At 48.3% G+C, this 1,985-nt stretch carries 1 protein-coding gene; it reads left to right on the top strand.

The features are described 5' to 3' along the window. On the top strand, positions 1 to 1,770 hold a 1,770-nt coding region (locus WEIDD23_RS11370; RefSeq protein ID WP_062359048.1), incomplete at its 5' end, for a ComEC/Rec2 family competence protein. Positions 1,771 to 1,985 lie beyond the last annotated feature (215 nt).

Below are 1,985 nucleotides of genomic sequence, written 5' to 3'. Positions count from 1 at the left end.
GTGAAGCAAGCGACCATCACGCAGGTTGATACGCCAACGGGGGCATGGCCATTTATTAATAGTCGGATTCGGACGGGCCACAGCCGATTAGTTGCCTGGTTTGAAACGCTACCACCTGGGTTGCGTGACTATGGTGAAACATTATTTTTGGGTTATACGCGTCGTGACTTCTATGATGATAACGTTGGTATTCAGAAGATGGGTTTGGTACATTTGTTTAGCATTTCAGGCTTTCAAGTCGCGGGAGTCTATGTATTGTGGCGTAAGTTCGGTCGGTGGATTGGCATTACCCGTGAACGGTCGTTGTTAATTGTACAAGTGCTTTTAGTTGTGTTGCTGCTATTTGCTGGCGGTGTCCAATCATTGGTGCGGGCGGTATTATTGGCGTTAACACAAGCTTGGCGCGAATTGGGATGGCTCCGCTTGTCAGCAGTTGATGCTTGGGGCGTTGCATTGTTAGGGGGCTTATTACTTGAACCGGGGGTGTTACATAATTTAGGTGGCCAATTATCATACCTGCTAACTTTTGGCCTCTTATGGCTAACAGGCAAACCGGGTTGGTGGCAATGCATCTTTTTGTCGGTATTAATTTTACCAGTGCTGTTGTGGCATACGTACGCTTGGCATCCGATTAGTATTCTGGCAAATTTGGTGGCGATGCCTGTATTTACATGGTTAGTTATTCCGGTACTGTTAGTTGGCATTGGTGCGGCTTGGTGTGGTCTGACGCCTATCATGTCATGTTGTAATGCGCTGATTAACGGCATCCAGTTTGGCATCGCGCAAATGGACCGTGTACCAGGTGAGCTAGTGTTTGGTCAGCCACCGTTGTTGCTAAGCGGTGTTGCTTTGGTTGGGACAGTTAGTTGGCTGTTGAGGCGCAGGCGTCGGACAATTGGTTTGGTGCTATTAGTCATCTATGGCGTGATGTTTTTGTTACCAAGATTAGCAACGGGCGGGTTTGTGGCGTTCGCCGACGTTGGGCAAGGGGATGCAACGATTGTGCGACTTGCACCCCGGCAAGTCATGCTGGTGGACGTTGGTGGCAAAATGAATTTGCCACAACCACCATGGGCCACCCCACAGAAGCGTGATTTTCAGGCACAACAATTGGTGCAGTTTTTGCGGGGAAAGGGTATCACACGGGTGCAACAATTAGTCCTGACGCATAAAGACATTGACCATATTGGCAATTTGCCACATTTTTTACAACAAATACCTGTTGATAACATTTACGTGCCACTGGGCATGATGCAAACGGAGGCCTATCAGGAATTGGTCGCACCACATTGTAAGGGTGCCTCGGTACAAGAAGTGCAAGCTGGGATGCGTTTGAATCGTTGGACGTTAGTGAAGCATCCGTTTAAATCCGGTGCAGGCGATAACGAAGATTCTGTAGCGGTGTTGGTTGAGACAGGACCTAAACGGCTGATGCTGACTGGTGATTTGGATCAGGCGGGCGAGCGAAACCTATTAGATGACCCGATGCTTGGTCGGGTGCCGATACTAAAGTTTGGTCATCACGGATCGAAAACGAGTACGGCCTCCGAGTTTGTACAGCGGTTGCAACCAAATGTTGGCGTTGTTTCAGCAGGGGTAAAGAATCGATTTGGTCATCCCAATCAAGAAACGTTGGTTACAGCCTACCAAAATAACATGCAAGTGTTCAGTACTGCTGAAAGTGGTATGTTGCAATATTGCTGGTCAGGCAAGCGTGACCGGTGGCAAGCAGAAATCACATCACCTATTCAACTTCCGGGGCGACCATGATACAGTAGAAACATGAGAAAAACGAGGAGGCAGGCAGCATGGCGCTTACGCTAAGAGATGTGCAACAGGATGTTGCCAAGCAAACGTTAAAGCCAATCTATCTGATTCAAGGAACAGACCAGTATCTACTTGATCAAGTTCGATCAGCGTTCGTTAGCTTGATTCCGGATGAAGATCGCACGTTGAATTTGGCCCAATTTGATATGCGCGAAACG

Origin of the sequence: Weissella sp. DD23, assembly GCF_001579105.1 — a bacterium.
Lineage (GTDB): Bacteria > Bacillota > Bacilli > Lactobacillales > Lactobacillaceae > Weissella > Weissella cibaria.
Note: the sequence above shows the minus strand (reverse complement) of the source record. Positions and strands in the feature narration are given on the sequence as shown.